The sequence below is a fragment of the Pseudomonas sp. MD195_PC81_125 genome (genome assembly GCF_014060985.1).
In the GTDB taxonomy this organism is placed as follows: Bacteria; Pseudomonadota; Gammaproteobacteria; order Pseudomonadales; family Pseudomonadaceae; genus Aquipseudomonas; species Aquipseudomonas parakoreensis.
The window spans coordinates 1-5,042 of record NZ_JABULD010000644.1 but is presented as its reverse complement, the minus strand read 5'-3'; the positions used below and the strand labels follow the sequence as shown (position 1 = coordinate 5,042).

Annotated in this window: 4 protein-coding genes and 1 pseudogene; 2 read left to right on the top strand and 3 right to left on the bottom strand. The window is 59.2% G+C overall.

Features of this window, described 5'->3' with window-relative positions:
- Positions 1–148 precede the first annotated feature (148 nt).
- Both HT737_RS25580 and HT737_RS25575 read right to left on the bottom strand, forming a co-directional pair.
- Complete coding sequence (locus HT737_RS25580; protein WP_041074106.1) at positions 149–898, bottom strand: TerC family protein; 750 nt, start codon at positions 896–898, stop codon at positions 149–151.
- A gap of 28 nt (positions 899–926) precedes the next feature.
- The gene (locus HT737_RS25575; protein WP_182404250.1) at positions 927–1,169 is read right to left on the bottom strand and encodes a hypothetical protein; all 243 of its coding nucleotides are present in this window, start codon (positions 1,167–1,169) and stop codon (positions 927–929) included.
- A 232-nt stretch (positions 1,170–1,401) separates the two neighbouring features.
- On the opposite strand from HT737_RS25575, the gene nhaR reads away from it, so the two are divergent.
- The gene (gene nhaR, locus HT737_RS25570) at positions 1,402–2,301 is read left to right on the top strand and encodes a transcriptional activator NhaR (RefSeq protein WP_121184700.1); all 900 of its coding nucleotides are present in this window, start codon (positions 1,402–1,404) and stop codon (positions 2,299–2,301) included.
- Here nhaR and HT737_RS25565 read toward each other — a convergent pair.
- Complete coding sequence (locus HT737_RS25565; protein WP_182404249.1) at positions 2,296–3,459, bottom strand: MFS transporter; 1,164 nt, start codon at positions 3,457–3,459, stop codon at positions 2,296–2,298. The genes nhaR and HT737_RS25565 overlap by 6 nt on opposite strands.
- Before the next feature lie 336 nt (positions 3,460–3,795).
- Between HT737_RS25565 and sstT the strand changes: the two are divergent.
- Positions 3,796–5,029 (top strand): annotated as a pseudogene (gene sstT, locus HT737_RS25560) (serine/threonine transporter SstT).
- Positions 5,030–5,042: the final 13 nt, after the last annotated feature.

The window sequence follows — 5,042 nt, the reverse complement described above, 5'->3', positions numbered from 1 at the left end:
GATCTTTTTGATCTTGCTCTAAAAAAATCAAAAAGATCGTCAGGCCTTCGGCAGCTCCTACATAAGGCACAAGCCGTACGGCATGAGGCATAAGCAAAAAGGCCGGCTGAACTCGACGAGTCCAGCCGGCCTTTTGGTCTACTGCAGGTTAAGCCTGTTGAGCCAGCTTCTTCTGCTTCGCCCGGCGCGACATCATGTTCAGCACTTCAATCGCTGCCGAGAAGGCCATGGCCGCGTACACATAACCTTTCGGTACATGGGCACCGAAGCCTTCGGCGATCAGCGTCATGCCGATCATGATCAGGAAGCCCAGGGCCAGCATCACCACCGTCGGGTTGTCGTTGATGAACTTGGCCAGCGGCTCAGCTGCGAACAGCATCACCATCACCGAGACCACCACCGCGATCACCATGATCGGCAAGTGTTCAGTCATACCCACCGCAGTAATGATGCTGTCGATGGAGAACACCATGTCCAGCATCAGGATCTGACCGATTGCGGCAGCGAAGCCCAGGGTCACGGTCGAAGTCGCAGTTTTCGGGTCTTCCGGGGCCGGGTCCATGCTGTGATGGATCTCGGTCGTGGCTTTCCACACCAGGAACAGACCACCGGCAATCAGGATCATGTCTTTCCAGGAGAACGCCTGGCCCATGATTTCGATTACAGGTTCGGTCAACTGCACGATGAAGGCGATGGTGCTCAACAGGGCCAGACGCAGGATCAGCGCCATGCCGATACCGATGCGGCGCGCCTTCTGCCGATGCTGCACAGGCAACTTGTTGGTCAGGATCGAAATAAAGATCAGGTTATCGATGCCGAGCACGATTTCCATCACCACCAGTGTGGCCAAAGCAACCCAGGCGGCGGGGCTGGCGGCGAGTTCTAACAGATATTCCATGGGTCAGTCCTGACTCTTGTATGACGGTTTAGAGGGTCTTGGAGGAAGATTCGGATTGTTCCGCATCTTTTTCCGGTGCTTCTTTTTTCTCGATCAAGCCGCCGGTGGCGTCGCTGAGCGCTTGTTCCGCAGCTTTGTGCGTCTCGTCGATCGCCTGTTTGGCGCTTTCGGCCGCCTTGCCCATCAACTGCTGGGCGCTTTTCTCGGCCTGATCACAACCGGCCATGAGCAGTAAAGACGTAAACATCAATGCAGGGATTGTGTATTTCATGAGGCTTTCCTTCGAATGAACAGACAGGGTCACAGACCACCCGTCGATGGCTGGGCATTCTAGGGAGACAAACACTTCAGGAAAATTCGTATTTTTAGCGGCTATACTTCGTCTTTAACGAACTATGATAATCAGTGCAGGAGCTGCCGCTGGCTGCGATCTTTTGATTTTTTTAAAGCAAGATCAAAGGATCGCAGCCTGCGGCAGCGCCTATAGGAGGGGGAACCTTAGAGTGCTCAATTACAGACAACTGCATTACTTCTGGGTGGTCGCCAAGACCGGCAGCATCGTGCGTGCCTGCGAGCAACTCAACCTCACTCCGCAAACCATCAGCGGGCAGATTTCGCTGCTCGAACAAACCTACGGTATCGAACTGTTTCAACGGGTCGGCCGCCAGCTGGAGCTGACCGAAGCCGGACGCCAGGCCCTGCCCTACGCTGAGCAGATGTTCCAGTTGGGCGGCGAACTGGAGTTGATGCTGCGTGCCCAGCCCAACGAACAGCAGATCCTGTTTCGCGTCGGTGTGGCCGACGTGGTGCCCAAGTCCATCGTCTATCGGCTGATCGCGCCGACCATGGAGTTGCACGAACCGCTGCGCATCACCTGCCGCGAAGACAAGCTCGAACGCCTGTTGGCGGACCTGGCCATCCAGCGTCTGGACCTGGTGATTTCCGACAGCCCGATGCCGTCGCACCTCGACATCAAGGGCTACAGCCAGAAACTCGGCGAATGCGGGATCAGTTTTTTCGCCACCGCGCATTTGGCGGCGCAATATGGGCAAGACTTTCCGCGCAGCCTCAACGGCGCACCGCTGCTGATTCCCGGCGCGGAAACCGTGGTGCGCAGCCGTTTGCAGCGCTGGTTCGCCGAGCAGCAGATCCAGCCGCGAATCGTCGGGGAGTTCGATGACAGCGCCCTGATGCAAGCCTTCGGCCAATCGGGCAGCGGGATTTTCATCGGTCCGAGCGTGATTGCCGATGAAGTCAAACGCCAGTACGGCGTTGAGGTGATTGGCCAGACCGACGCGGTGACCGAGTCGTTCTATGCCATTTCCGTGGAACGCAAGGTCAAGCACCCCGGCATCGTGGCGATTACCGAAGGTGCCCGACGCGAGCTGTTTACCGCGTTATGACGCCTGGGCGCACTCTTCGCGCGGCTTGAGCGTCATCAAGACCATGGCGAGGAATACCGACAACAGAATGAACCCGGCAGCGGCGAAGCCGAGAAAGCTCAGGCCAGCACTGTCGATCACCCGCCCGCCGATCATCGCGCCCAGGCCGATACCGAGGTTGGCGCCGGCGATGTTCAGCGACGCGGCAAACGCGGGCGCTTGCGGCGCGGCTTTCATCAGGCGCACATGGCTGACCAGAAACAGCGCCGCCTGGGTGATTCCCCAGATGCCCATGGCCACCGCCAGGCCCAGCGTCGAGTGGATATTCGGTACCAGCGAGACCATGCCGGCAATCATGAACGCGCAGAACAGCACGGACGCACCCAGCGGATGACGATCCACTGCACGCCCGCCCAGCGAATTGCCGATCAGTCCGACCGCACCGAAACCCATCAGGCACCAGCCAACCACGGTGCCGTTAAAACCCGCCAGACGCTCGAGAATGTCGGCCAGATAGGTGTAGGCGGTGAACATGCCGCTGAACACCAGGATCGACAACAGCACATGGCCGAGCATCAGCGGGCTGCGCAGGATCTTGAACTGCGAGCTGAAGCTGACCTGGTGCTGATGCAGGCTGGTTTTCGGCAGATAAACAAACAGCAGCAAAGCCTTGGCAAAAGCGATCACCGCCAGAATCGCGAATGCACTGCGCCAGCCGAACGCATCGGAAATCAACGTGCCCACCGGGATGCCGAATACCGTGGCGCAGACGATGCCGAAGCCGATCTTGGCAATCGCACGGCCGGCGTGATCCGGGCCGACGATGTCCACCGCTGTCTCGCTGGCCAAGGCCCAGAACACCGGCAGGCCGAGGGCCGGGATCAAGCGCGCTATGGCCATGACCCAGATGTTCGGCGCCAGCGCGGCAACGGTGTTGGCCAGGCCGAACATGATCAGGATGGTGATGAATAACTTGCGTCGCTCGAAGCGGGCGAAATAGGCGGTCAAAAACGGGCCGAACATCGCCACCGTGAAAGCGAATAGCGTCACCAGCAGACCCGCCTGCGGAATGGTTACCGCCAGGTCTCGGGCAATGGCCGGCAACAGGCCGACGATGACGAATTCCGTGGTCAGCACCGTGAATCCGGCAGCAGACAACAGGAGAATGGGCAACAGCATGAGCAACTCCAGCAAAACGACGACACCAGCGATGACCGGAAGGCCCGCTGGCAACGATTAAAATGAGGATGGCGAATCTTAACAGAGTGTTTCAGCAGTGACTTGCATAAACCTGCCGACTTGGCGATCAATCCGGTGGCAGATCGTCACAGGCCTGAAGGATAACGCCTACGCTGTGATAAAGTCCGCGCCCTGAAAAACGTACACCCTGTTCAGCGCCCGTTTAACAGCGTTGATCGCGCGTCAGCCCTTTCGGTTCGTGCCGGTGACCTGCCCCCTTGATGTATCACCGGTTTCACGCAACCTTGCACCCTATAAAAAATCAGAGATGCCGTTATGACCGCTTCATCCCCTTCTCTACTGCAACGCCTGAAAAACCTCAGTCTGGTCACGCAGATCCTGATCGGCCTGATCGCCGGTATCGCTCTGGCGTTGTTCGCCCCGGAAGCGGCAAAAGGCTCGGCGTTCATCGGCAAAGTATTTGTCTCGGCGCTGAAAGCCGTGGCACCGATTCTGGTGTTCGTGCTGGTAATGGCGTCGATTGCCAACCACAAGCACGGTCAGGAAACCCACATCAGGCCCATCCTGTTCCTGTACCTGCTCGGTACTTTCGCCGCAGCCGTGGTCGCGGTGATTGCCAGCATGGCGTTTCCCTCGCATCTGGTGCTGTCCACCGACAACGTGTCGGTCACCGCGCCGGGCGGCATTGCCGAAGTGCTGCAAAGCCTGCTGTTGAGCGTGGTCGACAACCCGGTCAGCGCGCTGATGAATGCCAACTTCATCGGCATTCTGGCCTGGGCGATCGGCATGGGCGTCGCGATTCGCCATGCCGGCGACACCACACGCGAGGTGCTGGGCGACCTGTCCAACGGCGTGACCGTGATCGTGCGCGTAGTGATTCGTTTCGCCCCACTGGGCATTTTCGGTCTGGTGGCGTCTACCCTCGCCACCTCGGGCTTCGGCGCGTTGATCGGTTATGCGCACCTGCTGGCCGTGCTGCTGGGCTGCATGCTGTTTGTGGCGCTGGTAATGAACCCGCTGATTGTGTTCTGGAAGCTGCGCCGCAACCCGTACCCGCTGACCCTCAAGTGCCTGCGCGAAAGCGGCATCACTGCCTTCTTCACCCGCAGCTCGGCAGCGAACATTCCGGTCAACCTGGAACTGAGCAAGCGCCTGGGCCTGCATGAAGACACCTACTCGGTATCGATCCCGCTGGGCGCCACCATCAACATGGCCGGCGCAGCGATCACCATCACCGTGCTGAGCCTGGCTGCCGTGCACACGCTGGGGGATTGCCGTGGACATTCCGACCGCGATCCTGCTCAGTGTCGTCGCGGCGATCTGTGCCTGTGGCGCCTCGGGCGTGGCCGGTGGCTCGCTGCTGCTGATTCCGCTGGCGTGCAGCCTGTTCGGCATTCCCAGCGAGATTGCCATGCAGGTGGTAGCGGTGGGTTTCATCATTGGTGTGCTGCAGGACTCGGCGGAAACAGCGCTGAATTCGTCCACCGATGTGCTGTTCACCGCGGCGGCTTGCCTCGGTGAAGAGGCGAAAATTCAGCGTTCAGTCTGAAGATCAAAAGATC

What these genes read in the sequence shown, in the direction of transcription:
- HT737_RS25580 (WP_041074106.1), bottom strand. Translation starts at nt 898, where the DNA reads ATGGAATATCTGTTAGAACTCGCCGCCAGCCCCGCCGCCTGGGTTGCT.
- HT737_RS25565 (WP_182404249.1), bottom strand. Translation starts at nt 3,459, where the DNA reads ATGCTGTTGCCCATTCTCCTGTTGTCTGCTGCCGGATTCACGGTGCTG.
- HT737_RS25575 (WP_182404250.1), bottom strand. Translation starts at nt 1,169, where the DNA reads ATGAAATACACAATCCCTGCATTGATGTTTACGTCTTTACTGCTCATG.